Source organism: Blastococcus sp. SYSU D00695 (genome assembly GCF_054050555.1).
Genome location: NZ_JBJGZP010000017.1, coordinates 1 through 25,325, shown reverse-complemented (window position 1 = coordinate 25,325; position 25,325 = coordinate 1). Strand labels below are relative to the sequence as shown.

Here is a 25,325-nt window from a genome sequence, read left to right as displayed (position 1 = left end):
TGTGCCTTCCTGTCCGCGATCCGGTCAGACCCAATAGGCCACGCGGGCCCGGTAACGACGCATCACGAGGAGCGCCAGGACCCACCCGACGACGGTGATGACGAGCACCACGACCCAGTGCCGCACCTGCTGGTCCGCTCCGAGCAGTGGCGCCCGGACGATCTCGATGAAGTGGAGGAACGGGTTGAACTCGGCGAGGCGCGCGCGCTCCGCGACCGCGGGGTTCGGGCTGTTCAGCAGGTCGCCGTAGATCCACACGATCGGGGTGAGGAAGAACATCAGCTGGACGACGCTCTGGGTGATCGGCGTCAGGTCCCGGAAACGCGTGCTCACGATACCCGCGAGGAGTGCGACCCAGGCGCCGTTGAGCACGAGCAGGCCGAAGGCAGGCAGGACGTAGACGACCGTCCAGGACATCGGCTGCGGGAAGATGAGCAGCATGATCGCGTACACGATCATGTTGTGCGCGAAGAACAGGATCTGGCGCCAGACGAGCCGGTAGACGTGGACGCTGAGCGGCGAGGGCAGGTGCTTGATCAGGCCCTCGTTGGCGATGAAGACCTCCGCCCCCTCGTTCACACAGCCGGCGATGAAACCCCAGACGATCATGCCGACGAGGACGTACGGGAGCTGCTTCTCGATCGGGTTGCCGAACAGCCCTGAGTACAGGATCCCGAGTGCGACGGCCGTCACGGCCATGCTGATCGTGATCCACAGCGGGCCCAGCAGGGATCGGCGGTACCGCTGGCGGATGTCCTGCCACCCGAGGTGGCCCCACAGCTCTCGTTGACGCCACCCGGACACCAGGTCCGAGAATGTCCTCGCCAAGGACGTGGGGGGAGGCGCGCTAGCCAGACTCACGTCGGGGACGGTACCCGCGAGCCTCCCGACAGCCCGCGAGGCGAGCGAGAAGGGGGGCCGGTCCGTCTCGTCCGGATCCTCCCCCGCCCCAGTGGCCACTCCACGCCCCACGCGGTCGCGCGGTCTCGGACACGACACTCCCTGCAGACCCGACCAGCGTGACGGGGACCCACCGCCTCGGCATGCCCTCGCAGGGCCCAGCGGCGCCCGTCGGGAGGACCCGCAGCGCCGTCGCGCATCCCCCGCCCCAGCCGTCCCACGTCGGCTTGTCGTGGTCCCGGTCGGCCTCCCCGCGCCTAGCCTGGGACCACCGCTCGCCGGCGCGTGGGCGCGCTCCCGCGCCGAGGTGACGGAGGGGTTCCCTCCACTCGAGTCGGCACCGGTGGGACCCAGCACGGAGAGGACGACCGCGTGAGCACGAAGAACCCCGACCCGCCCGGTGGGTCCGGCGACCGGCCGCTTCCGGCCCGCCTGGACCCGCGGCTGGGTCGGCCTGGTTCCGGCCGCACTCCCGGGTCCGAGAGGCCGGCGGCCGAGCGTCCCGCCGACGCCCGCGAAGGTCGCGGGTCCGGGCGCCGCGGCCGGCGGACCACGGTCGCCACCCGCGTCGTCGCCGGCGCTCTGTCGGCCCTGCTCCTCTCGGGGACGGGGTGGAGCTGGTACCTCGGCCAGGTCGCCGAGGCCTCGGTCAACCGCACCGACGCGATCCCCGACAGCGGCAACGGCGACGACGGCGCCGGCGGCGAGGCGATGAACCTGCTGCTGGTCGGCAGCGACAGCCGCGCGGACCTCACCGAGGAGCAGCTGGCCGAGCTCAACGCCGGCACCGACTCCGGCCTGAACACCGACACGATGATCCTGGTCCACGTGCCGGCCGACGGCTCGCGGGCGTCGTTCGTCTCCTTCCCCCGCGACTCCTACGTGCAGATCCCCGGCCACGGCTGGGACAAGCTCAACGCCGCCTACGCCTACGGCTACAACGAGGTGGACGACAGCCAGCCCGAGGCCCAGCGGCAGGCCGGCGGCGCGCAGCTGCTGGTGCAGACGATCCACGACCTGACCGGCCTGCAGATCGACCACTACGCCGAGGTGGACCTGCTCGGCTTCTTCCAGCTGAGCACCGTCGTCGGCGGGGTCGACGTGAACCTGTGCGAGGCCGTGGACGACCGCGCGTTCTCCGGCGCCGTCTTCCCCGCGGGCCCGCAGACCATCTCCGGCGCGGACGCGCTCAAGTTCGTCCGGCAGCGGCACGGCCTGCCCCGCGGCGACTACGACCGGATCGTCCGGCAGCAGGTCTTCATGGCCGGCGTGCTGCGCAAGATGCTGTCCGACGACGTGCTGCTGGACCTGGGCAAGCAGCGTCAGCTCGTCGAGGCCGCCTCGCAGGCGCTGACCGTCGACCAGGACCTGGACCTGTTCGCCCTGGCCCGGCAGATGCAGTCGGTGACCGGCGGCAGCATCGAGTTCCAGACCGTCCCCTACGTCGGCGACGACCGCGACGAGCAGGGCCGCTCGATCATCCGGCTGGAGGACGAGGACACGCTGCACCAGTTCTTCGCGCAGCTGTCGGCCGACCCTGCGCCGCCGGCGGAGGAGGAGACCCCGGCAGCGCCGGAGCCCGTCGACCCGTCCACCGTCTCGGTCGAGGTGCTCAACGGCTCGGGCATCTCGGGTCTGGCCGCCAGCGCGGCCGGCGACCTGGAGACCGCCGGCTTCACCGTCACCGGCACCGGCAACGCCGACTCCAACGACCTCGCCCAGACGACCGTGCGGTACGCGACGGGCGACGAGGCAGCCGCGGCCACCGTCGCCGCCCAGATGCCCGGCGCGGTCCTGCAGGCCGACGACACGGCCACCGCCGGCACGGTGCAGCTCGTGCTCGGCGAGGACTTCAACGGCATCGGCGTGGCCACCACCGCCCAGCCCGCCCCCGACGAGGTGACCGGCGAGGACGTCCGCACCGCCGACGACCAGACCTGCATCAACTGACGCCGGCGGGCCGTCCCGTCCGGCTCACCGGTCCCACCCGCCCCCGGGGTGCGGCGGGTGCCACCGTCGGCGGTCGCGGCCGCCTAGCCTGTCGTGGCTCCGCCGCGAGCCGCCGGGTGGAGGGCGCACGCCGCCGCCCGGAGACGACGACCGACCCCCGGAGGCCACCGTGGAGCGCAGGCCGCACGAGCCCGGCGACCGGCCGCTGCCGGGCCGCCTGGACCCCCGGCTCGGCCGCGGCGGCACCGGCGCCCCGCGGTCGGACCACCGGTCCGCCGCGCCCGTGCGGCCGGGCCGCCCCGGGCCGCGGGCGCGCCGCGCGGGGCGGGCGACCGTCGCAGCACGCGCGGTCGCGGGGCTGCTGTCGGCCGCCCTGCTGCTGGGCACCGGGTGGAGCTGGTACCTCGGGCGGCTGGCCGAGGCCTCGGTCAACCGCACCGACGCGATCCCCGACAGCGGGAACGAGGACGACGGCACCGGCGGCGAGGCGATGAACATGCTGCTGGTCGGGAGCGACAGCCGGGCCGACCTGACCCCGGAGCAGCTCGCCGAGCTGAACGCGGGCGAGGACTCCGGCCTCAACACCGACACGATGATCCTGGTGCACGTGCCGGCCGACGGCTCCGCCGCGTCGTTCGTCTCCTTCCCCCGCGACTCCTACGTCGAGATCCCGGGCCACGGGTGGGGCAAGCTCAACTCCGCCTACGCCGCCGGCTACGGCGACGTCGAGGAGACGCTGCCGGAGAGCGAGAAGCAGGCCCGCGGGGCGCAGCTGCTGGTGCAGACGATCCACGACCTGACCGGCCTGCAGATCGACCACTACGCCGAGGTCGACCTGCTCGGCTTCTTCGAGCTGACCAACGTCGTCGGTGGCGTGGAGGTCAACCTGTGCGAGGCCGTGGACGACCGCCGGTGGTCCGGCGCCTTCTTCCCCGCCGGGGTGCAGACGATCAGCGGCGCCGACGCGCTCAAGTTCGTCCGCCAGCGGCACAACATCGGCAACACCAGCACCGACTTCGACCGGATCAAGCGCCAGCAGGTCTTCATCGCCGGCGTGCTGCGCAACATGCTGTCCGACGACGTGCTGCTCAACCCGGGCAGGCAGCGGGAGCTCGTCGAGGCCGCGTCGCAGGCCCTGACCGTGGACGACGGGCTGGACCTGTTCCAGCTCGCCCGGCAGATGCAGGCGGTCGACCTGGGCAACGTGGTGTTCCAGACGGTGCCCTACGTCGGCAACGAGAGGGTCGACGGGGCCGGTGACGTCGTCCAGCTCGCGGACGAGGACACGCTGCACCAGTTCTTCGCGCAGCTGTCGGCCGACCCTGCGCCGCCGGCGGAGGAGGAGACCCCGGCAGCGCCGGAGCCCGTCGACCCGTCCACCGTCTCGGTCGAGGTGCTCAACGGCTCGGGCATCTCGGGTCTGGCCGCCAGCGCGGCCGGCGACCTGGAGACCGCCGGCTTCACCGTCACCGGCACCGGCAACGCCGACTCCAACGACCTCGCCCAGACGACCGTGCGGTACGCGACGGGCGACGAGGCAGCCGCGGCCACCGTCGCCGCCCAGGTGCCCGGCGCGGTCCTGCAGGCCGACGACACGGCCACCGCCGGCACGGTGCAGCTCGTGCTCGGCGAGGACTTCAACGGCATCGGCGTGGCCACCACCGCGCAACCCGCCCCCGACGAGGGCACCGGCGAGGACGTGCGCACCGCCGACGACCAGAGCTGCATCAACTGACGCGGCCGAGGTCAGACCGGCTTCCCGGTGGCCCGGTAGGCGGCCAACTCCTCCGGCGTCCCGAAGCAGTAGAAGTCGCCGCGCACCAGACCGACTCGTCGACCGGCGGCGATCAGCTCGTTGAAGACGAGCGACACGTAGTACTCGGGCATCGCCGCGTCGATCTGACGAGCCATCAACCGGTCCGCCGCCTCGAGGAAGACCCGGGCCGACGTGAACGAGTAGACGCCCATGAGCGCGTCGGAGGAGATCGCCTGCTTCTCGGCCGTGCGCACGACGAGCCCGTCCGGCCCGACCTCGGCGAAGCTGTAGCGGGGCAGCACGGAGGAGAACGACAGCAGCAGCCCGTCCAGACCGTCTCGCGCCACCGCGTCGGCGAGCACCCGGAAGTACCCGGGGCTGTCGAAGGCGATGTCGCAGTCGATGATCACCAGCGGCTGGTCGGGGTCGAGGGCGTCACGCGCGACCAGGCAGGTCTCCACCGCGCCGCGCGTGTCGTGGTCGAGCAGCACGATGCGGGCGTCCGGCTGGGCGTCCAGCACCTGGTCGGCCAGCCCGTGCTCGGCGTCGTCGTCGGCGCGGACGACGACGGTCACGGTCTTCTCCCCCACCCACGGGTCGAACGAGCGCAGCGCGCGCTGGAACATCGGACCGCCGTCCACCTCGATGAGCGGCTTGGGCGTGCTGATCCCCACCTTGCGGAACCGGGTGCCCAGGCCACCCATCGGCATCAGGACCTGCAGGGTGGCCATCAGCGGACCTCGTCCCACTCGTAGTCGCGATCGGCAGCCGGCTGGGACGTCGGCCGGCCCAGACGCCACAGTGCGAGGTTGCGCAGGGCCGTCCGGAAGATGTTCCAGTTGCGGGCGTTCGACACCTGGTCCTCCTCCCGCCAGGTGATCGGCACGTAGGCGAAGCGGACCCGCCGAGCGACCAGGTCGAGGATCAGCTCGTAGTTGAACGTCAGGTGGTTCGCGAACCGCATGTACCGGGCGGGGTCCAGGTCGCGCAGGGCGAAGAGGTTCAGGCCGGAGCCGAGGTCCTGCAGCAGCCGGAACGTGACGGCGCTGTACACACCGTTGAGGACCCGATTGCCCCAGACCCGCTTGGCGTCGTACCCGTTCAGCCGCGAGCGGCGGCTGAAACGGGACCCGAGCACGGTCTGCGTCCCGGGGTGCGCCCGCACGTGGTCCAGGAGGAGCGCGACCTCGTCGCTGCGGGCCTGGTTGTCGCCGTGCAGGATCGCCACGTGGGTCATCCCGGCGACACGGGCGTGCTCGAAGGCCACCTTGTGTGTGCCGCCCAGGCTGTTGTTCTGCCGGTTGCGGAACACCCGCAGGTTGGGCAGGCGACCGGACCGGCGGTACTCGAGCGCCCGCTCGAGGGTGTCGTCGGTGCTGCGGTTGTCGACGACCCAGATCTCGGCCACCCTGGCCGCCAGCTCGTCGGTGATCTCGTCGAGGACGCGGCCGATCTGCGGGGCGCAGTTGTAGGCCGGGATGGCGATGACCGCCTTCACCGTGAGAAGACCTCCTCCACCCTCGCCTGACCGCCGAGGGACTCCGTCTCCTGCCCGTGCGAGGGCAGGTCGTACTGGTCCAGGAACCGGTTGAGTGCCTGGATGCACACCCCGTAGTACTTCAGCACCGTGCCGGGGTTGATGGCGACCCGGTGGGTGAGCATGCGGCCGTAGAACAGCCCGACGTGGAACAGCACGGCGCGCTGTTCGGCGGGGTGCAGACGACGCGTCATGATCTCGGTGGTCACGAACTCCGCCAGTTCTGCATACCGCGCCGAGCGGGCGTCACGATAGGTGATCTCGCGGACGCCGTCCTGGGCGCCGAGGACGACCGGCTCCTCGTCGTCGTTGAGGAACTCGTAGCCGTAGAGGAGCGACTGCATGTGCCGGGCGAAGTCGATGACCGGTCCACGGATCTGGTTGTCGTCCGACGGATCGATGACGAGGACATCGCGCGACGGCAGGTCGACCAGGACGTTGTCGACCGTCAGGTCGCCGTGGATGGTGGAGCTGGGCTGGAAGCTCGCGAGGTCCGACCAGGCGGCCTCCGTGGTGTGGATCCGGCTCAGCACCCGGTCGAAGTTGTCGTACTCGCGGCCGTTGATCATGATCCGGTCGCCCTTCAGCGCCTCGGCCAGGGCCGGATGGGACTCCGCCGCCGCGCGGACCCGGAGCACGAATCGCTCGGCGACGTAGTCGTCGCGGAGGTCCGGGCGGTGCTCCAGCGGACCGGACGAGTAGACCCGCGCGTACATGTAGTCCCACAGCTCGGCCAACTTGGCCGCGCTCTCGGTGAACGAGTTCTCGTGCACGTACTCGAACAACGGGACGCTGCTGGGGCGGTACTCCAGGTCGATGGCGTAGTGGTCCTCGGCGTGCTGCTCCCGCAACACCGTGACCAGCTGACCGTGATCGGCCCGTTCGGCGAGCCAGTCGTGCTGGTTCTTCAGCCGGTGGGCGTACTCCGGCGGCACCATCTTCTTGACGAACAACTCGCCGGTCCCGTTGGTCGCCAGCAGGGTGACGGCGTTCGATCCGCCCTTGAAGAAGCGGACGAGGCTGACGTTGCCGTCGACCTCGAGGCGGTGCATGACCTGACTGAGGCGCTGTCGCTGGAAGTACGCGTCGAGGAAGTGCGTCATCGACCCCGAGATGTCCTGCTCGCGCCCCAGCTTGTTGACGTACCGGTCGGAGGGCGCCGGCTCGCCGCCCGCCGCGGGTGCGCTGCTGCGAGCCCAGTTGACGAACAGGGCCACCACCGCGACGAGAGCCACCGGCACGTAGGTGACGGCCCACGTCGCCGCCGCGAAGAGCACCACCGTGGGCCCCTCGAGCCCGAGGCTCCCCTCGATGAACCTGCGGATGTCGTCGAGGTAGCCACCCGGGGCACCGTTGCCGAGCCCGGAGCTCACCGCCGCCGAGGGGGCCGTCGCAGCGACGAAGGCATCCCGCCCGCTCAGGTGCGGGAGGACGACGACTGCCACGAGCGCGGCGGCCGCCAGGTAGCACGCCCAGGACGCGAGCGCCAGGAAGCCGTAGCGGACCAGCTGCCTCCGCTGCCGGGAGAAGCGCTGGAAACCGAAGATGACCGACCAGAGCTTGAACCGTGCCCGGTTCTCCAGGTCGGTGTTCAGCCACCCCGTGGCCCGCCAGGCCAGTCGCATCAGGAAGCGGTTCTCCCGCACGAAGGCCGCGAGGACGGCGATCGCCAGCAGGGAGACCACCAGTGCCACTCCGGCCGCGAAGGCCACCACACCCGACACCGGGCCGCCGACCAGGACGAGCAGGACCAGGAACGCGACCGAGACCAGGACCACGTCGATCAGCCGCTCGAAGACGACCGCGAGCAGCGTGTACAGGAAGCTGATCCGCAGCGTCTTCGCGATCAGGTAGGAGCGGACGACCTCGCCGATCCGCAACGGCAGCACGAGGTTGAACAGGTAGCCGATCGACAGGTGGCGGAACTGGCCGGCGAGGCTCCCTCGTCGCACGTTGTCGATGGGCACCTTCGTCCGGGCGGCGCGCAGCAGGTGGCCGAGCAGGTGGACGAGCGCGGCGACGCCGACCACGGCCCAGTCCCCGCCGGTCAGACCGTCGGACAGCCAGGTCCACATGCGACGCAGCGACGGCCAGCACAGGACGACGAACAGCGTGAGGGACGACAGAGCGACGACGATGAGAGCCAGCCGACCGCGGGAGTAACGACGACGAGCCATCAGAAGTGCGGGACCTCGAGGACGGCGATCCCAGCGGCGGCAGCGGCCTGCCGACCCGCCTCCGAGTCCTCGAAGGCGAGGCTGCGGGCGGCATCCGCACCCAGAGCGTCGAGCGCCCGCAGGTACCCCTCCGGATCGGGCTTGCTGCGTCTGACGTCGTCGCCCCAGACGACGACGTCGAAGAGCTCCACGAGCCCGTGCGTCTCGAGGATCTGCCGGCCGTTGACCGACTTCGCGGTGCTGACCAACGCCGTGCGGTGGGTGGGTGCCACGAGTCGCAGGAACGCGATCAGCGCGTCGTTCGCCGTGGTGCGGTCGAGGAGGTCGGCGTAGAACCGGCTCTTGGCTGCCCGGATGGCCTCGACCTCGGCGGTCCCGATGCCCGGAAGCAGGTCCGGGATGAAGTCCCGCGAGTCACGGCCCCACGTGGTGGCGAACTGCTCCGGGGTGAGCGCGTGGCCGGATGCGCCGAAGGCGTCCCGATAGGCCTGGAAGTTCGCAGCGCGGGTGTCCACGAGGGTGCCGTCGAGATCGAAGAGGAGGGCCTCGATCATCCCGCCCGGCGTCGTGCGGGGTGCGGAAGCCCCCATGTCGTTCCTCCCTTGGCTCGTCCTGCCGTCACCGGTCGTCATGCGTGCCCCGAGCTGCGTCCTCGTGCGCGCCGCCGTGCCCGACCCGCACCGGCGAGCGGTGCAGGAGCAACCGGCTGAAGAGGAAGTTGGCCGCGAACGAGGGCGGCAGTGAGACCAACTTACAGAGGAACGGCGCCCAGCCCGTGTGCTCGTGCAGGAGCTCGATCCCCGTCGAGAAGACCGCGATCGAGACGGCGTACCAGGCCACGAAAGCGGCGAAGGACGCTCGCGACCGGCCACCGGAGAACGCGTACCGGGTCACGAACAGGTACACGACGACCACGGCGCAGCCAGCGCTGACGACGTTCGAGGCCCATGGCGGTGCGCCGAGTCGCACCGCGACGGCGAACACCCCCAGGTCCACGAGGAGGCCGAGCCCCGACCCGAGCAGGAAGCGGAGGAACTGGCGCACGAGCCCTCGTGCGCCGCCGGGCAGCGGCTCGTCACCCCGACGGGGCGGTGCGGCGCGCACGCCGACGTCAGTACTCATGGGGATGTGAGGCCTTCTCGATCGTCCGGCGCGGACCGTCCTGCCCGCCGGACCGGAGGCGCGACGGGGCGCGCCGGTGTCCACCGAGACGACTCTATCCCCGCCGATCCGGTCCAGAGCCGAACCGGTCCACCCCGGTGTCACCCTGTCCCCGTGCCTCCCACGAGTCCCACCTCACCCGCCGGCCTGCTGACCGCGGCCGTCCGCCGCGCGCCCGCCGCACCCTTGCTCACCCACTACGACGACGTGGCGGCCTCGCGCGTGGAGCTGTCCGCCCTGACCCTGGCCAACTGGGTCGCCAAGACCGCGAACCTGCTGCAGGAGGAGTTCGACGTCGCCCCGGGCAGCCGGGTCGCCGTGGTCCTGCCGGCGCACTGGCAGACCGCCGCCGTGCTGCTGGGCGCGTGGAGCTGCGGCGCCACCGTGGTCGAGCCGGCCGCCGAGGACGACGGGGCGCTGGCCGGTGCCGACGTCGTCCTCGCCGACCACGGCCGGCTGGGACCGCTGGAGGAGCTGGAGGTCGCCGAGCTGGTCGGCCTGTCCCTGCACCCGCTCGGGCTGGGCATGGCCGGCTACGCCGGACCGGCGCGCGACTTCGCCGTCGAGGTGCGCACCCACGGCGACGTGTTCTCCCCCTGGCAACCGGTCGACCCGGCCGCCGCCGGCCTCGTGGTCGGCGGGCTGGAGCTGAGCCTGGCCGGCCTGGCGGAGGCCGCCGGCGAGCTGGCGCAGCGGCTCGGGCTGGCCGAGGGCGACCGGGTGCTCGTCGACGCCCGGACCGCCGCCGAGGCCGGACCGGTGGCGTGGCTGCTGGCGCCGCTGGCCGCGGGCGCCTCCGTCGTCCTGGTGACCGCACCGGACGCGTCCCGCCTGGCCCGCCGGGCCGCCGACGAGCGCGTCACGGCTACCCTCGGCACCCGGATCGACGGCATCCGCGAGCTGGGCCGCCCCGCCTGACGCGGGGCCGGGCACGCCGCGCGCGACGGACGGTGGTTCCTGCATGGACAAGGTGGTGGCCTCCGCGCGGGAGGCGGTGGCGGGCATCACCGACGGCGCCACGCTGGCGGTCGGCGGGTTCGGCCTGTGCGGCGTCCCGATCAGGCTCATCGACGCGGTGCTGGAGTCCGGCGTCCGCGACCTGACGACCATCACCAACAACTGCGGCGTCGACGACGAGGCCCTGGGCGTGCTGCTGTACGCCGGCCGGATCCGCAAGACCATCAGCTCGTTCGTCGGCGGCAACAAGGAGCTGGCCCGGCTCTACCTGACCGGCCGGCTGGAGGTGGAGCTCACCCCGCAGGGGTCGCTGGCCGAGCGGCTGCGCGCCGGCGGCGTCGGCATCCCCGCCTTCTACACCCCGGCCGGGGTGGGCACGATGGTCGCCGACGGCGGCATCCCCACCCGCTACGACGCCGACGGCACCGTCGTGGCGACGTCGCCGCCCAAGGAGGTGCGGGAGTTCGGCGGCCGCCAGTACGTGCTGGAGACCGCGCTGACCGCCGACTTCGGGCTGGTCCGCGCCGCCGTCGGCGACCGGCACGGCAACCTCGTCTTCCACGAGTCGGCGGCGAACTTCAACCCGCTGGCCGGCATGGCCGGGCGGGTCACCGTCGCCGAGGTCGAGCGACTGGTCGAGCCCGGCGGGATCCGCCCCGAGGAGGTGCACCTGCCCGGCGTCTTCGTCGACCGGGTCGTCGAGGTCGGCCCCGAGGGCAAGCGCATCGAGAAGCGCACCACCCGCCCGCGGGCCTCGGCGGCGGTGCCGGCCGGCGCCGGCGAGGAAGCCACCGAGGAGGACCGCTGACATGACGCTCACCCGCGAGCAGGTGGCCGCCCGCGTGGCCCGGGAGCTGACCGACGGCTCCTACGTGAACCTCGGCATCGGCATGCCGACCCTGGTCCCCAACTTCGTCCCCGAGGGCGTGCACGTGGTGCTGCACTCGGAGAACGGGATCCTGGGCGTGGGCCCCTACCCCGTCGAGGGCGAGGAGGACGCCGACCTGGTCAACGCCGGCAAGGAGACCGTGACGGTCCTGCCGGGCGCGAGCTTCTTCGACTCGGCGACGAGCTTCGGCATGATCCGCGGCCAGCACCTGGACGTCGCCGTGCTCGGCGCGATGCAGGTCAGTGCCCGCGGCGACCTGGCCAACTGGCTCATCCCCGACGCCATGGTCAACGGCATGGGCGGCGCGATGGACCTCGTCCACGGCGCCCGCCACGTGATCATCATGATGGAGCACGTCGCCCGCGACGGGTCGCCCAAGCTCGTCGAGGAGTGCACCCTCCCCCTGACCGGCCGGGCCTGCGTCGACCGGGTGGTCACCGACCTCGCCGTCGTCGACGTCACGCCCGCGGGGCTCCTGCTGCGCGAGACCGCCCCCGGGACCACCGTCGAGGAGGTCGTCGCCGCGACCGGCGCGCCGCTGACGGTCGCCGACGACGTGCGGACCATGTCGCTGCCCGTGACCGCCTGAGCCGCGCCCTGCACCGATGACGTTCTCCGTCCTCGCCCGCGACCACGCCACCGGAGAGCTCGGCGTCGCGGTCTCCTCGTGCATCCTCGCCGTCGGCCGGGCGGTGCCGCGGGCCCGGCCGGGGGTGGGCGTGGTCGCCGTGCAGGCGCGCAGCCCCCGGGGGCTGGGAGGGGTGCTGCTGGCGGGGCTGGCCGAGGGCACTCCCCCGGCCGACCTGGTGCGGCGGGCGGCGCACGCCGCCGAGGACGCCGACCGGCAGGTCGCCGTCCTCTCCGCGACGGGGGCGGTCGCCGCCGACACCGGGCCCGGCGCCTTCCCGGTGAGCGGTCACCTGGTGGCCGAGGCGGTGAGCGTGCAGGGCAACATGCTGGGCTCCGACCGGGTGCTCCCGCGCATGCTGCACGCCTTCACCGTCACCGCGGGCCCGCTCGCCGACCGACTGCTGGCCGCGCTGGCCGCGGGCGAGGAGGCCGGCGGCGACCTGCGGGGCCGCCAGTCCGCCGCGCTGCTGGTCGTCGGCGGGGAGCCCGAGACGGAGGAGGACGACGGGATCCGCGTCGACCTGCGCGTGGACGACTCCGACGACCCCGTCGGCCGGCTGCGCGTGCTGCGCACCCTGCACCGCGCCTTCGAGGAGCGGGACTACGACACCCTGGCGGTCCTCGCCCCGGAGGGGTCCCGGGACCTGTACGCGGCGCTGGCGGCGTCCCGCCGCGGTGACCGCGGAGCCGCCCGCGGGGCACTGGAGGCGATGCGGACCCGCCCGGGGTGGGCGCGGTGGCTCGCGGCCATGTCCGGGGACCAGCGACTGTCCGCCGTCTCCCGCCTGCTGGACTGATCCCGCCGACGGCGCGCCCGTCGCCCCCCGCGTTGCTAGCCTGCCCGAGCCGTCGAGAGGACCCCATCCATGGCCGACGAGACCACTGCCGACGCCCCCGCCGTCGCCACGCGGACGACCGACGTGGTGCGGGAGGCGCTGGTGGAGCACGACGCCCCCCGGCGGATGGTGGCGCAGCGGGTGCTCTTCGACGGCCCCTCGCCGCTGGTGCCCACCGCGCTGTACGTGCAGGTCCCGGAGGGGACCGCCGGGACCAGCCGGCACGGCCTGCGCGTCGCCCCGCACTCGCGGGCCACCACCAACACCTACTTCGGCCGCTTCCCCGCCAGCTACTGGCAGCGGTGGACGGCCGTCGTCGAGGTGGAGGTCACCGCCGCGGTGCGTGGCACGGGCCGCATGACGGTCGTGGCCAGCGACGTGGCGGGGGTGACCCGGACCGTCGCGGTCGCCGACGTGGACGGGGACGGGCCCGTCTCGCTGACCGCCCGCGTGGACCGGTTCCTCGACGGCGGCGCGCTGTGGGCCGAGTGGGAGACCGGCGAGGGTGAGCTGCGGGTCGAGGACGTGCGGTGGACCGTGCCGTCCCCCGCGCGGACGCGACCGGTCGCCGCGGTGATCTGCACGTACAACCGGGCGGACGACTGCATCGAGACCCTGGACGCGATCGCCGGGGACCCGGGCCTGCTCAGCGTGGTCGACGCCGTCTACGTCGTCGACCAGGGCAGCGACCGCGTCGACGGCCGCCCGCGTTTCGCCGACGTCGCCGCGGCGCTGGGCGACCGCCTCGTCTACCTCACCCAGCCGAACCTGGGCGGCGCCGGCGGCTTCACCCGCGGGTTGTTCGAGGTCGCGGGCGTGGCCGGCGCCGAGCACGCCAACGTGATCTTCATGGACGACGACATCCTCTGCGAGCCGGAGACGATCGCGCGCCTCAACGCGTTCGCCAACGTCACGGTCGAGCCGACCATCGTCGGCGCGCAGATGCTCAACCTGCTGCACCCCGAGCAGCTGCACATCGGCGCGGAGACGGCCGCGCTGCACCTGCTGGCCGCCGGCATCCCGTCGCCGAACGCGCTGAAGACCGCGGACGTGACCGAGGAACGGCAGGAGGTCCGGGTCGACGCGGGCTACAACGGCTGGTGGTCCTGCCTGATCCCGGCGGAGGTCGTGGCCGCGGTCGGCTACCCCCTGCCGCTGTTCTTCCAGTGGGACGACATCGAGTACGGGTTCCGGACCCGCGCGGCCGGGTTCGCCACGGTGACCCTGGCCGGCGCCGGCGTCTGGCACGCGGACTTCGGCTGGAAGGACTGGGACGACTGGCACCGGTACTTCAACATCCGCAACGCCCTCGTCACGGCGGCGCTGCACAGCTCCTTCAGCCGGTACGCGCTCGCCCGGGTCCTCATGGCGGGGCTGGGACACGCTCTGGTCTGCATGCAGTACGGGCTGGCGCACACCCTGGTCAAGGCGGTCGAGGACTTCGCGAAGGGGCCGGAGGTGCTGCGTGACGGCGGCGTCGCGGCCGCGGCCGAGATCCGCGCGGAGCGCGCCGCCTACCCCGAGACCGTCCGGCACCCGGCGTCCGCCGTCCCCGGCGTGGGGGCGGGCGAGGCGAGCATCGCCGTGTCCGGCGGCCGGCCCGGGCGGAGGCTGCGGACGCTCGTCTCCCGGGTCACCGGTCAGGTGCGCGGCACCACCGACGCGCACCCGGTCGCGATCCCCTTCGAGGAGTCCCGGTGGTGGCACGTCGCCCGCTACGAGACCGCGGTCATCACCGACGCGTCGCAGGAGGGCGTCCGCGTGCGGCGGCGCGACCCCGAGCGGGCCCGGGAGCTGATGACCCGCGGCGCCCGCGCGTGCGCCGATCTCGTCCGCCGCGCCCCGGAGCTGCGCGAGCAGTACCGCGCGGCCCTGCCGCAGCTGACCAGCCGCGAGAACTGGGCCCGGCTGTTCGACGGGCGCTGAGCCGCCGGGGCGGCGTCGGCGGCGGGGCTTCCCGGAGGACCCTCAGCCGCCGACGACGCCCAGCACGAACACCGCGGCCCACACCAGGCCCAGGCCCAGGAGCACCCGGTCGCGCAGGACGATGTCCTCCGGGCTTCCCGCGGCCCCGCGGTCGACGTCGACGGCGTAGCGGAGCAGGCCCAGCACGAACGGGGCGATGGAGATCGTGGACCAGGGGATGGCGCCGGTCGTCTGACGCAGCTCGAACGCCCACAGGCAGTAGACGGTGCACGTGACCGCCGCCGACAGGCTCCAGACGAACCGCAGGTAGCTGGCGGAATAGCCGCCGAGACTGCGCCGGGTCCCGGCGTCCTCCCCCAACAGCACCAGCTCGGCGTAGCGCTTGCCGGCGACCATGAACAGCGCCCCGAACAGCGCGACGAGGAGGAACCACTGCGACGGCGCGACGCCTGCCGCCGCGCCGCCGGCCACCCCGCGCAGGACGAAACCCGACGCGACGACGGCCAGGTCGATGACCGGCTCGTGCCGGAGGAACAGCGAGTACGCGAGCGAGATCGCGACGTAGGCCCCTAGCACGCCGGCCAGCGCGGGTCGGGTCAGCAGCGCCGAGGCCGTCAGCCCGGTGACGAGCAGCCCGACACCGACCGCGACCGCGAGGCCCACGGGGACCGCCCCGGCGGCGATCGGCCGCAGGCGCTTGCGCGGGTGGCGGCGGTCCTCCTCGACGTCGCGCGCGTCGTTGACCAGGTACACGCCGGCGGACACCACGCAGAACAGGGCGAAGGCGACGGCGGTGTCGCGCAGCACGCCGGGTTCCAGCAGCGTCCCCCCGGCCAGCGGTGCGGCGAGCACGAGGAGGTTCTTCACCCACTGCCGGGGACGCATCGACAGCAGCAGGCCCCGCACCACGCCGGTCGTCGGCCGCCCGGCCGCAGCGGACCCGGCCGGCCCGGCCGACGGCGACGGCACCGGCGAGGGCAGCGGCGAGGGGGACGCGGGCGGTCCCGGCGGCGCGGCGCGCGGCGCACGGTGCTGGTCCGGCTCCGGGGTCACCCCGCTGCCCTCCCACCGTCGGTCCTGGCCCCCGCACGTCCCGGGTCCGGGGGCGTCACTGTACGAGTCGCCGGGGTCGTGGTCGGTTCCCGTCACCCGGGCGGGCCCGCCCAGCCCCAGCGCTGCACCCGTTCGACGTCCAGGTCGTAGCCCCGCGACGGGTACGGCGGGTCGACGAGGTGGACCCGCACGTCGGCGACGGAGGGCGCATCGGGGAACCAGGCCACCAGCCGGGTGATCGACGACGTCCGCGGCACGGGGGCGAACAGACCGCCGCGGTGGACCTGCCAGGTCGCGTCGTCCATGCCCCCGGTGCGGCCGCCCTCGCTCCACAGGACCGCGGCCCGGACCGGCTCGGTGATGCCGTGCCGCACGGCGGGCTGGCGCTGGCAGGGGAAGACGAAGGCGATCTGCCACGCGGTGGCGACCGGCTCGCGGTCGGCCAGGACGTCGGACAGGGTCCGCTGCGGGACGGCGGCCGGCGCGGTCACCGCCAGCCAGCCGCCCGTGGCCGCGGTGCGGACGTCGGCGACCAGCCGCACCACTCCTGCGCCGGCGTCACGGGCCGGCGCGGCGTCCAGGACGAGGGTCCGCCAGACCGGCGAGTCCTCGGGGTCCGTCAGGGTCTGCGTGCTCACGACTCGCGGGTCCCCGGCGCCGGAGCCGTACTCGACCCGCAGCTCGTTGCCGCCGCCGAGCCGGCCGGCGGCGAGGACCGCCAGCGCCTGCCCGTCGGCAGCCGGCGGGAGCGCGAACCAGGGGGTGACCAGGCTCGCGTCGGCCGGTTGCCGGCCGGGGCCGGTGAGGCTCCCCCAGGCCGGGATCGCGGCGCCGGTGTCCGGTGGCGGGGACGCCGCCGGCCAGCCGCCGCCCGCCGTGAAGGACGCCGTCCCGGGGCCCGGCTCGGGCGCCGGCGCCACCACGGCGGCGGGCGCGGCCGCGGCGACGTCGAGCACCTGCATCGCCCCGGCGGCTCCGCAGTCCGAGGCCAGCGGGTCGGTGACCGCGTCGGCCCAGGGCGACCAGCCGTCCCGCGTCTGGACCGCGGCGTAGCCGAAGCTGCCGACCAGGAAGCCGACGGTGGCGAGCAGGAAGAGCAGCACCAGCGGGACCGCGACGCGCTCCGCGCCCGGGCCCGGCCGGCCCCGCCGCCGCCCGAGCAGCCAGGCCGCCGCGACGGCCGCCACGGTCACCGCCGCCCAGACGGTGAGGGTGCCCAGCGGCGCCGGGCCGATCCGCGGGGGCTCGCCGGCGCCCGGCATCCCGGGCAGCCAGGTGTAGGGCCAGGAGTTCGGTCCGCGGAACGCCAGGGCGAAGGTGACGACGCCGCTGCCCAGCAGGACCACCGCGGTGGCCGGTGCCGGCCGCCGGCCCTCGGTGACCTGCGGGACGAGCCCGGGCGCCGCGGCCAGCAGCAGTGCCAGGAACACCGGGCCGATGCCGGCGAGCGCCCCGAAGTGGTGGGTCCACTTGCTCGGCGAGGCCCACAGCAGCAGGAAGGCCAGCGCCAGGGACTGGGCCGACAGCACCAGGGCCGGCGGGAGCCGCACGCCGCGCGCCCGCGCCGCGACGGCGAGCACGAGGAACCAGACCAGGCAGACCAGCGCGAGCAGCACGGCCGCCCGCTTGGCGTAGGACCCCATCGGCCCGTTCCCGAGCAGCGCGCTGTAGCGCTGGTACTCCTCCCACCAGGTGTTCTGCGGGGCGATCGAGAGGAAGACCTGCTGGCCGCGCAGGAAGTCGTGCAGGGAGCCGTCGGCGAAGGCGGCGACCGACGCCACGGCCCCGGGGGCGACGACGAGGACCGCGCGGGTCAGCCGGCGCAGCAGGGTCCGCCCGCTCCCGACCAGCCGCACCAGCGGCGGCAGCGCGGCCAGGAAGGGGGCGAGCGCCACCAGACCCGTCGGGTGGCAGGCCGCCGCCAGCCCGGCGGCCGCGACCGCCAGCCCGACCGGCAGCAGCCGGCCCGTCCGCAGGCCGGTGAGCACCCCGAGCAGCGCCGCGCCGGCGAGCAGCCCCACGACCGCCTCCGGTCGCACGCCCATGCCGAAGGGCAGCCACCAGGCGAGGAACGACGCGGCGAGCAGCAGCAGCACGGCCGGGCGTCCGCGGCGGGCCCGCGCGACCGCCGCCGGTACCGCCCCCGGCGCGGTGACCGCCCGGCGCACCACCAGCCAGGTCGCCAGCCCCACCGCCAGCACCGGCAGCCGCAGGACGACCGGGCTGTCACCGACCTCCTGCCACCAGCCGAGCACCCGGTAGAACCAGGTGAACGGCGTGAAGGTCTGGTTGAGCAGCTGGTAGTAGTTGCCGACGAAGCCCTCGTCGGCGGCGTTGCGCGCCATCGCCGCGTAGTAGCCGTCGTCGTCGGACTGCGGGGCCAGGAACAGCCACAGCACCATGGTCGCCACGACCGCGGCGTCCACCAGCCCGGTGAGCACCCGCGGGCCGCGCGCGGTCGACGCCGCGCCGTCCGCCGCGTCGTCCCCTGCCGCGTCGCCCTCGCTGGCGGCGGCACCACGGCGGGCGCGGCGGTCCTCGCGGGCCAGCGCGACCAGCGCCCCCGCCGCCGCCAGCAGCGTCAGGGCGACCAGCACCCGCTTGAGCGGAGCGGGCGTGGTGTCGAACTGGTCGTCGACGGCCAGCTCCACCCGCAGGTCGTCGGGCCCGGGCAGGGTCGTCAGGTCGGTGGCCAGCACGTCGACGTCGGGGAGGACGTCACCGTCGGCGCCGGGGTCGACGTCCAGCACCGACCCCTCACCGCCCCCGGCGCGAGCCTGCGCCGCCCGCGCGGCGGCGCGGCTCCCGGCGGGGTCGACGACCAGCACCTCGCCGTCTCGGCGCAGGACGAGCTCGGACGGCGTGCCGGTCAGCTCGTACCGGCACGCACCGTCGCGGACGGGTTCGCGCCACAGGTCGCGGCCGCGGTTGACCACCAGGAACTCGCCGTCGCGGGCGGTGAGGACCAACCCGTCGGTGCCGGCGCTCGCAGCGACCGGCACCAGCGTCGAGAGGACGACGCCCTCGCCGGAGCGCGCCGCGGCCCGGACCGCGGCGCAGCTCAGCGAGACGTCCAGGGACGCCGGCTGCTGCCCGGTCAGCTGGAGCATCGTGGACGCGGGACGGGTCGGTTCCACCGGCCAGCTCACCGTCGGGGTGCTCATCTGCACCGGCGCGAGCGGGAGGGCGAGCGCGCACACCACCGCCAGGAGCCCCAGCAGCAGCGGCAGGGGCGCCGCGCGAACGCGCCGCCGCTCCCCCGGGTCCTCGGCCGCGCCCGCCCGGTCCCCCGCGACCACGCGCACGGCACCTCCTCGTCGACGGCGGGCCCGCCCCGCCTGCAGAACCGCTCGAGCACCGCGCCGTGGGAGCCGCACTAGCCTGGCCCGGTGACCCGGCGGCCGGCGTGCTCCCGTGTGCCGGCCGCGGTGGGGTGCTGACCCGTCCGGGCCGGCCCCGGCTGCTGCCGTCACTGACCTGGGTCGCGGGAAGCATAGGCGTCGCCGGGCTGCTCACCGCCGGTCATCTCGCCGTCGTGGCGCGCGCCCTGCCGGCGGTCGAGTACGGCGGCTTCGGCGCGTTCTGGGCGCTGGCCCTCGTCGTGGCCCTCGGGGCGTTCCTGCCCGTGGAGCTGGAGCTGGCCCGCGTGGTCCGGCCGGGGCCGGGCGCGCACCGGCTGCCGCCCGGGACCGCTGCCGCGGTGGCCCTGCTGACGGCGCTGTCGGTCGCGGTCCTGCTCGCCGCGGGACCGCTGCTGGCGCCGGCACTGGGCGGGGGCAGCGGCCTGTGGGCGGCCCTGGTGGCGGTGTGCGTGGCGTCCGGGCCGCAGTTCCTGCTGCGGGGACTGCTGCTGGGGGCCGGGGCCTACGGCTGGTACGGCGCCCTGCTGCTGCTCGACACCGGCGCGCGGCTCGGCCTCGCCGCCGCGCTCGCCACCACCGCGTCGCCCACGGCCGCGCAGTTCGCCTGGACGGTCCCGCTGGCGGTGGCCCTCGCCCACGGGCCGCTGCTGCTGTGGTGGCTGCGTCGCGGCCGGCGCCCCGCGGCGGCGGAGGTCCCGCCCGGGCCGCCCGTGCTGCCGGGCGCGATCGGACACCTGCTGGTGGGCACCCTGTGCGCGCAGGCGCTGCTGAACGCGGCGCCGGTCCTGGTCCCCGCCGCCGCCGGCGCCGGCGCCGGCGAGCAGTTGCTGGCCGCCCAGTTCGTCGCCGGGTTCACCCTGGTGCGCCTCCCCCTCTTCGTCGCGGTGCCGCTGCAGGGCGCGCTGGTCCCACCGCTGGCCGCCCTCGACGCGGGCGGGGACCCGCGATCGGGCCGCCGGCTGCTGACCGGGCTCGTGCTCGGCACCGGCCTGCTCGCCGGCGCCGGTGCGCTGGTGGGACTGCTCGCCGGGCCGTGGCTGGTCTCGACGCTGTTCGGGGACCGGTACGCGCTGCCCGGCCCGGACCTGGCCCTGCTCGCCGCGGGCGCGGGCTGCCACGTCGGGCTGCTGGTCGCCGGCCAGGCCCTCGTCGCCGCCGGCCGCCACCGCGACACCGCGCTGGCCTGGGCGGCCGGGCTCGGCACCGCCGCCGTGGTCGTCGCCGTCGTCCCGGGCCTGGTCGCCCGGGCGAGCCTGGGCTTCACCGTCGGCTCCGCCGCCGGCCTGCTGGCCGCGGTCCTCCTGCTCGCCCGCCGCCGTCCCACCCGTGCCCGGCCGGCCGCGCCCGGCCCGCTCTCCCCGGGAGCCCGACCATGACCCGACCGCTCGACGTCCTGATGGGGCTCGACTACTACGTGCCCTACGTCAGCGGGCTGACCAACGTCGCCCGCGACGTCGCCGAGGGGCTGGCCGCCCGCGGTCACCGGGTGACGGTCGTCGCCGGCCGGCACGACCCGGCCCTCCCGGAGCGGGAGGTCGTGCGCGGCGTGACCGTCGAGCGCGCGCCCGTGCTCGCCCGGGTGGGCAAGGCGGTGCTGAGCCCCGCGCTGGTCACCCGGCTGCGGCGGGCGGCGCGCTCGGCGTCGGTGACGAACCTGCACCTGCCCATGCCGGAGGCGGGGCTGGTGGCCGCCGGCCGGCCGGCCGGCCGGCTGGTCGTGAGCTACCACTGCGACGTGGCCCTCACCGGGGGCCCGCTGGCCCGGGCCCAGGGCGCCGGCGTCGACCTGTCCAGCCGGGCGGCGCTCCGGCGCGCGGACGAGGTGGTGGTCTCCAGCGACGACTACGCGCGGCACAGCCGGCTGTGGCCGGCGATGGCCGGCCGGACGACGGTCGTGCCGCCGCCCTGCCGGCCGCGTCCCGCGGGCCGCCCCCGCTTCCGGGAGGGGGGCGGCCTGCACGTCGGCTTCCTCGGGCGGATCGTCGCCGAGAAGGGGCTGGTGCACCTCGTCCGCGCGTTCCGGAAGCTGGCCGACCCGGACGCCCGGCTGCTCATCGGGGGCGACTTCGCCGCGGTCGCCGGGGGGTCCGTCGTCGCCGACGTCCGGCGGGCCATGGCCGGGGACGACCGCATCCGGCTGCTCGGCTTCCTGCCCGAGGAGCAGATCGCCGACTTCCACGCCTCGATCGACGTGTTCGCGCTGCCCTCGGTGAACTCCTTCGAGGCCTTCGGGATCGTCCAGGCCGAGGCCATGATGGCCGGGGTCCCGGTCCTGGCCAGCGACCTGCCCGGCGTCCGGACGCCGGTGTGGGAGACCGGGTTCGGCGTGGTGGTCGCGCCGGGCGACGACGAGGCGATCCGCCGGGGCCTCCTGCAGCTGGCCGCGCGGGCCCCCGACCCCGCCGAGCACGCCGCCCGGGCCCGGCGGCTGTACTCGGCGGAGACCGTCGTCGACGCCTACGAGGAGCTGTTCACCGCTCTCGCCCACCGGCGGCGGTGACCGGCTCGGCGGCCGGGGAGGCCGGGGTCGCCGCCTGCAGGCCCGCACCCTCGACGTCCAGCTGCGGCAGCCAGCCCAGCCAGCGGGGCAGCCACCAGGCCCGCTCCCCCAGCAGCGCCAGCGCGGCCGGCACCAGGACCATGCGGACGACGAACGCGTCGAACAGGATCCCCATGGCCAGCGCGAAGGCGATCATCTTGATGGTCGCCTCGCCGGCGGGCACGAAGCCGGCGAACACCGAGAACATGATCAGCGCGGCGGCCACGACCACCGGCGCCGCCTGGCGGAACCCGGTGCGGATCGCGCCCAGCGGGTCGGACCCGGAGCGGTGCGCCTCGTGCATCCGCGACACCAGGAAGATCTGGTAGTCCATCGCCAGGCCGAACAGGATGCCGATCACGAGGATCGGCGCCAGGCTGATCAGCGGGCCGGTGCCGTCGAGGTTGACGACGTCGGCCAGCCAGCCCCACTGGAACACCGCGACCGTGGAGCCGAGCGCGGCGCCGACGGTGAGCAGGAAGCCGAGCACGCCGACCAGCGGCACGAGCAGCGAGCGGAACACCAGCACGAGCAGCACCAGCGCGAGCCCGACCACGAGCACCAGGTACACCGGGAGGGCCTCGTCGAGGGCCCGCGCCACGTCCACGCTGACCGCGGTCTGGCCGGTCACCGAGACGTCCACGCCGCCGCCGTCGAGGTCGGCGCGCAGGTCGGCGACCAGCCGCTCGGTCGCCGGGTCCGACGGGCCCGACTCCGGGATGACGGTGACCGTCGCCGCGGTGCCGTCGGGCGTCGACTGGCCGGGGACGACGCGGGCGACGTCGTCGATCCCGCCGATCGTCTCCAGCGACGTCTGGGCCGCCGCGGCGGCGCCGTCCCCCTCGAAGAGGACGACGAGCGGGCCGGTGAAGCCCTCCCCGAAGCCGTCGGCCAGCAGCTGCTGGGCGCGGGCCTCGGTGCTGCCCGACGGCGGGGACTGGACCAGCGTGGTCTGCATGGAGGCGAACGGGATCGCCAGGACGCCGAGGGCCACCACGGTGGCGAGCAGGGACGCCACCCGGCGGCGGGTGACGGTGGCGACCCAGCCGGCGAGCACGCCGCGGTCCCGCGCGGGCCGGCCCGTGGAGGCCGCGTCGCGCTCGGCCCGGGGCAGGGCGCGCCGGCCGACGAAGCCGAGCACCGCGGGCACCAGGGTGAGCGCGACGAGGACGGCGACGACGATCGTGGCGGCCGCCGCGACGCCCATCTGCGTCAGGAACGGGATGCCGACGACCGACAGCCCGGCGAGGGCGATGACGACGGTGAGCCCGGCGGTGACGACCGCCGAGCCCGCGGTCCCGACGGCGGTGGCGACCGCGGTACCGACGTCCGCGCCGCGCCGCAGCTCCTGCCGGTGGCGCGTGATGATGAACAGGGCGTAGTCGATGCCGACCGCCAGGCCGAGCATCGCGGCGAGGATCGGCGTGGTCGAGGAGAGCTCGACGAAGCCGGTGGCGATCGTGACGCCCAGGACGCCGATGCCGACACCGACGAGCGCGGTGAGCAGGTTCATCCCGGCCAGCAGCAGCGAGCCGAAGGTGACCGCGAGCACGACGAGGGCGACGACGACGCCGACCACCTCGCTGGGGCCCCCGACGTGCGGCGGCGCCTGCACGGCCTCACCGCCGACCTCCACGGTGAGCCCGGTGCCGCGGGCGTCCTCGACGGCGGCCAGCAGCGCGTCCTGCTGCGCGGCGGTGACCTCGCCGGGCGCGGCGTCGTAGACGACGGTGCTGTAGCCGATGGTGGGGTCGGCGCCGTTCACCGCGGGGTTCGCCGGGTCCAGCGGGTTTCCGGCCGCGACGACGCCGGGCAGCTCCGCGAGCCCGGCCACGACCCGGCCGATCGCCGTCGCGTTCTCCTGCGACGCCAGCGTGTCCCCCTCGGGGGCGGCGAAGACGACGCGGGCGGTCGCGCCGCCGGCCCCCTGGCCGAACTGCTCCTCGATCCGGTCGAGCGCGATCGTGGACTCCTGGCCCGGGATGGAGAAGCGGCTCGCCGTCTCCCCCGACAGCGTGACGGCACCGACCCCGCCGCCGACCAGGACGACGAGCCACAGCACCACGACGGGCAGCCGGTGCCGGTAGGAGGACGCCCCGAGGCGGGACAGCAGGACAGCCATGCGGATCAGGCCTCTCCGGAGGGGGTGGTGGGGCGGGCCGCGCCGGGGCCGCGGTGGCCGAGCGCGTCGAGACAGGTGGCCACGATGTGCCGGCGCCAGGCGGTGGACCGGTCCTCGGCGTGGGCGGCGAGGGTGAGCACGGCGAGGGCGCCCAGCGCGCCGACGACGCGGACGAGTCGCTCCTCGTCCCCGCCGGGGCCGGGGTCCGCGGGGTCTGCGGCCTCGATCCCGAAGGCCCGCAGCGGCGTCGCCGAGCGGACGGCGGGCGGATCGCCGGGGTCGCGCGCCTGCTGGGCCGCCGGGGAGAGCATCAGCGCGACGACGCCGGGGTGGGCGGCGGCGACGTCCACGAGGAACTCGAGCGCGCGCCGGTCCCGCTCCTCGCCCACCGGGAACCCGGCGACCTCGTCGACGACCCGGGCGGCGACGTCCTCGGCGAGCGCGAGGACGGCGGCGTGCAGCGCCTCCTTGCTGGGGAAGTGGTGCAGCAGCCCGGCCTTGGACAGCCCGACGGCGGCGGCGACGTCCTGCACCGACGTCTTGGTGTACCCGCGCCGGGCGAACAGGCCTGCGGCGTGGTCGAGGATCCCCTCGTCCACCTGCTGCCGGAACGGTCGCGCCACAGTCACCTACGGTAGACGTCAGCCGACCGGTTCGGTCGGTAATCCGCCCGGAACGGTCCGGATCCTCAGTGACGCCGGCGACGATGCAGGAGGTCGGTGGACGGTCGCGAGCGCGGTCCTCCCGTCCTCGCCGATCAACTCCCTCAGGTGGGGGTGACGGTGGTGCGGCCGGTGCTGGTCGAGGAGGTGATGACGCCGTGCTGGAAGGTCTGCCGCGTCCCGCCGGAGATCGCCTGCGGGTCCCCGGTCGGGTAGCCCAGCGGGCCGCCCTCCCAGCCGGTCGCACCCCAGGCGTCACGGATGACCACGGGCATCCACCGGGCACCGGTGGCCGGGGAGTAGTACACCGACCCCCGCTGGAAGTGCGCGAAGAACCCGCCACCGGCCAGCGGCGTCACGTCCGACGTCGGATACCCCAACGCCGAGTTCTCCCAGCCCAGCGCCGCCCACCGGTCCCGCACTGCACCGGTCAGCACCCGCGCACCGGTGGCCGGGGAGTAGTAGACCGACCCGTGCTGGAAGTGCGCGAAGAACCCGCCACCGGCCAACGCCGTCACATCCGACGTCGGATACCCCAGCGGCCCGTTCTCCCAGCCGCCGGCCTGCCACCGGTCCCGCACCGGCCCGCTGACCACCCGGGCACCGGTCGCCGGGGAGTAGTACACCGAGCCCCGCTGGAAGTGCGCGAAGAACCCGCCACCGGCCAGCGCCGTCACGTCCGACGTCGGATACCCCAACGCCGAGTTCTCCCAGCCCAGCGCCGCCCACCGGTCCCGCACTGCACCGGTCAGCACCCGCGCACCGGTGGCCGGGGAGTAGTAGACCGACCCGTGCTGGAAGTGCGCGAACGACCCGCCACCGGCCAACGCCGTCACATCCGACGTCGCCAGACCCAGCTCCCCGCCCG

Annotated in this window: 20 protein-coding genes; 9 read left to right on the top strand and 11 right to left on the bottom strand. The window is 74.7% G+C overall.

Annotated features, from left to right (window positions below):
* Positions 1–24: 24 nt before the first annotated feature.
* A complete protein-coding gene (gene wzm, locus ACI781_RS12595) occupies positions 25–861 on the bottom strand; it encodes a galactan export ABC transporter permease subunit Wzm/RfbD (RefSeq protein WP_456566446.1) in 837 nt (278 codons plus the stop codon).
* A gap of 411 nt (positions 862–1,272) precedes the next feature.
* Here wzm and ACI781_RS12590 point away from each other — a divergent pair, with 411 nt between their 5' ends.
* Both ACI781_RS12590 and ACI781_RS12585 read left to right on the top strand, forming a co-directional pair.
* Positions 1,273–2,850: an LCP family protein gene (locus ACI781_RS12590; protein WP_456566445.1), complete on the top strand. Its 1,578-nt coding sequence runs from the start codon at positions 1,273–1,275 to the stop codon at positions 2,848–2,850.
* 169 nt (positions 2,851–3,019) lie between these two features.
* A complete protein-coding gene (locus tag ACI781_RS12585) occupies positions 3,020–4,585 on the top strand; it encodes an LCP family protein (RefSeq protein WP_456566444.1) in 1,566 nt (521 codons plus the stop codon).
* Positions 4,586–4,596: 11 nt separating this feature from the next.
* On the opposite strand, the gene ACI781_RS12580 is transcribed toward ACI781_RS12585, so the two are convergent.
* Genes ACI781_RS12580 through ACI781_RS12560 form a run of 5 tightly spaced genes read right to left on the bottom strand, consistent with a single transcriptional unit; the run spans position 4,597 to position 9,364 of the window.
* A complete protein-coding gene (locus ACI781_RS12580; protein WP_456566443.1) occupies positions 4,597–5,337 on the bottom strand; it encodes a glycosyltransferase family 2 protein in 741 nt (246 codons plus the stop codon).
* Positions 5,337–6,104: a glycosyltransferase family 2 protein gene (locus ACI781_RS12575; protein WP_456566442.1), complete on the bottom strand. Its 768-nt coding sequence runs from the start codon at positions 6,102–6,104 to the stop codon at positions 5,337–5,339. Before ACI781_RS12575 ends, ACI781_RS12580 begins: the two co-directional genes overlap by 1 nt.
* A complete protein-coding gene (locus ACI781_RS12570; protein ID WP_456566441.1) occupies positions 6,101–8,320 on the bottom strand; it encodes a lysylphosphatidylglycerol synthase domain-containing protein in 2,220 nt (739 codons plus the stop codon). Before ACI781_RS12570 ends, ACI781_RS12575 begins: the two co-directional genes overlap by 4 nt.
* Positions 8,320–8,910, bottom strand: a complete 591-nt coding sequence (locus ACI781_RS12565) for an HAD family hydrolase (protein ID WP_456566440.1) — start codon at positions 8,908–8,910, stop codon at positions 8,320–8,322. The genes ACI781_RS12570 and ACI781_RS12565 overlap by 1 nt, the downstream gene beginning before the upstream one ends.
* 28 nt (positions 8,911–8,938) lie before the next feature.
* Positions 8,939–9,364: a GtrA family protein gene (locus ACI781_RS12560; protein ID WP_456566439.1), complete on the bottom strand. Its 426-nt coding sequence runs from the start codon at positions 9,362–9,364 to the stop codon at positions 8,939–8,941.
* Positions 9,365–9,595: 231 nt separating this feature from the next.
* Between ACI781_RS12560 and ACI781_RS12555 the strand changes: the two genes are divergently transcribed.
* From ACI781_RS12555 to ACI781_RS12535, 5 genes are all read left to right on the top strand, one after another.
* On the top strand, positions 9,596–10,399 hold the full coding sequence (locus tag ACI781_RS12555) for a TIGR03089 family protein (RefSeq protein WP_456566438.1): 804 nt from the start codon (positions 9,596–9,598) through the stop codon (positions 10,397–10,399).
* 43 nt (positions 10,400–10,442) lie between these two features.
* Positions 10,443–11,246, top strand: coding sequence for a CoA transferase subunit A (locus tag ACI781_RS12550; protein ID WP_456566437.1), 804 nt, complete (start codon positions 10,443–10,445; stop codon positions 11,244–11,246).
* A gap of 1 nt (position 11,247) precedes the next feature.
* Entirely contained in the window at positions 11,248–11,916 is a 669-nt protein-coding gene (locus tag ACI781_RS12545; protein WP_456566436.1) for a CoA transferase subunit B, read from the top strand.
* A 16-nt stretch (positions 11,917–11,932) separates the two neighbouring features.
* Complete coding sequence (locus tag ACI781_RS12540) at positions 11,933–12,754, top strand: DUF1028 domain-containing protein (protein WP_456566435.1); 822 nt, start codon at positions 11,933–11,935, stop codon at positions 12,752–12,754.
* A 69-nt stretch (positions 12,755–12,823) separates the two neighbouring features.
* On the top strand, positions 12,824–14,719 hold the full coding sequence (locus ACI781_RS12535) for a glycosyltransferase (RefSeq protein WP_456566434.1): 1,896 nt from the start codon (positions 12,824–12,826) through the stop codon (positions 14,717–14,719).
* 42 nt (positions 14,720–14,761) lie between these two features.
* Here the strand turns inward: ACI781_RS12535 and ACI781_RS12530 are convergent, their stop codons facing one another.
* Positions 14,762–15,772, bottom strand: coding sequence for a decaprenyl-phosphate phosphoribosyltransferase (locus ACI781_RS12530; protein WP_456566433.1), 1,011 nt, complete (start codon positions 15,770–15,772; stop codon positions 14,762–14,764).
* A gap of 92 nt (positions 15,773–15,864) precedes the next feature.
* A complete protein-coding gene (locus tag ACI781_RS12525) occupies positions 15,865–19,077 on the bottom strand; it encodes an arabinosyltransferase domain-containing protein (RefSeq protein ID WP_456566432.1) in 3,213 nt (1,070 codons plus the stop codon).
* 128 nt (positions 19,078–19,205) lie between these two features.
* On the opposite strand from ACI781_RS12525, the gene ACI781_RS12520 reads away from it, so the two are divergent.
* Both ACI781_RS12520 and ACI781_RS12515 read left to right on the top strand, forming a co-directional pair.
* Entirely contained in the window at positions 19,206–20,510 is a 1,305-nt protein-coding gene (locus ACI781_RS12520; protein ID WP_456566431.1) for a lipopolysaccharide biosynthesis protein, read from the top strand.
* Positions 20,507–21,634 (top strand): glycosyltransferase family 4 protein, encoded by a 1,128-nt coding sequence (locus tag ACI781_RS12515; RefSeq protein ID WP_456566430.1) that lies wholly within the window; start codon positions 20,507–20,509, stop codon positions 21,632–21,634. Before ACI781_RS12520 ends, ACI781_RS12515 begins: the two co-directional genes overlap by 4 nt.
* Here the strand turns inward: ACI781_RS12515 and ACI781_RS12510 are convergent.
* The 3 genes from ACI781_RS12510 to ACI781_RS12500 form a co-directional block, all read right to left on the bottom strand.
* The gene (locus tag ACI781_RS12510; RefSeq protein ID WP_456566429.1) at positions 21,606–23,795 is read right to left on the bottom strand and encodes an MMPL family transporter; all 2,190 of its coding nucleotides are present in this window, start codon (positions 23,793–23,795) and stop codon (positions 21,606–21,608) included. The genes ACI781_RS12515 and ACI781_RS12510 overlap by 29 nt on opposite strands.
* 5 nt (positions 23,796–23,800) lie before the next feature.
* A complete protein-coding gene (locus ACI781_RS12505) occupies positions 23,801–24,418 on the bottom strand; it encodes a TetR/AcrR family transcriptional regulator (RefSeq protein WP_456566428.1) in 618 nt (205 codons plus the stop codon).
* 143 nt (positions 24,419–24,561) lie between these two features.
* On the bottom strand, positions 24,562–25,325 hold a 764-nt coding region (locus ACI781_RS12500), incomplete at its 5' end, for an LGFP repeat-containing protein (RefSeq protein WP_456566427.1).

Coding starts and splice junctions, on each gene's coding strand:
- ACI781_RS12580 (WP_456566443.1), bottom strand. CDS start 5,337: ATGGCCACCCTGCAGGTCCTGATGCCGATGGGTGGCCTGGGCACCCGG.
- ACI781_RS12570 (WP_456566441.1), bottom strand. CDS start 8,320: ATGGCTCGTCGTCGTTACTCCCGCGGTCGGCTGGCTCTCATCGTCGTC.
- ACI781_RS12565 (WP_456566440.1), bottom strand. CDS start 8,910: ATGGGGGCTTCCGCACCCCGCACGACGCCGGGCGGGATGATCGAGGCC.
- ACI781_RS12550 (WP_456566437.1), top strand. CDS start 10,443: ATGGACAAGGTGGTGGCCTCCGCGCGGGAGGCGGTGGCGGGCATCACC.
- ACI781_RS12545 (WP_456566436.1), top strand. CDS start 11,248: ATGACGCTCACCCGCGAGCAGGTGGCCGCCCGCGTGGCCCGGGAGCTG.
- ACI781_RS12540 (WP_456566435.1), top strand. CDS start 11,933: ATGACGTTCTCCGTCCTCGCCCGCGACCACGCCACCGGAGAGCTCGGC.
- ACI781_RS12535 (WP_456566434.1), top strand. CDS start 12,824: ATGGCCGACGAGACCACTGCCGACGCCCCCGCCGTCGCCACGCGGACG.
- ACI781_RS12515 (WP_456566430.1), top strand. CDS start 20,507: ATGACCCGACCGCTCGACGTCCTGATGGGGCTCGACTACTACGTGCCC.
- ACI781_RS12510 (WP_456566429.1), bottom strand. CDS start 23,795: ATGGCTGTCCTGCTGTCCCGCCTCGGGGCGTCCTCCTACCGGCACCGG.